General features: G+C 64.6%; 1 pseudogene. It reads right to left on the reverse strand.

The annotated features are described in order from the left end of the window. Positions 1–322, reverse strand: a pseudogene (locus KCG88_RS30830) (filamentous hemagglutinin family protein); the annotation flags it as partial.

The raw sequence follows: 322 nt of genomic DNA on the forward strand, positions 1-322 counted from the left end.
ACCACTTGTGAGCACGCCTCCGTTGTTGTTCACATCACGCCCGGCGTTGATCACCAGGTTGTTGGCCGCTTCCACCCGGGCGGCGCTGTCGACGAAGTCGCGCTGCTGGGCGTAGCTGCCATTGCTGCTTTGGTGGCTGCTCAGGGTGCGCTCATTGATCACGTCGCCACGGGTTGCAGTGAGGGTCACGTCGCGCCCGGCGATGATCCCCCCAGCCTTGTTGACCAGATTGTTGCCCGCCAGCAGGTCAAGGCGGTTGCCGGCCTCCACCAGGCCGCTGTTGACCAGGTTCTGGCCGGCCTGGGCCGAAAGGTTGTGAGTG

Origin of the sequence: Pseudomonas sp. MWU349, from assembly GCF_017947325.1 — a bacterium.
GTDB classification, from domain to species: Bacteria; Pseudomonadota; Gammaproteobacteria; order Pseudomonadales; family Pseudomonadaceae; genus Aquipseudomonas; species Aquipseudomonas protegens.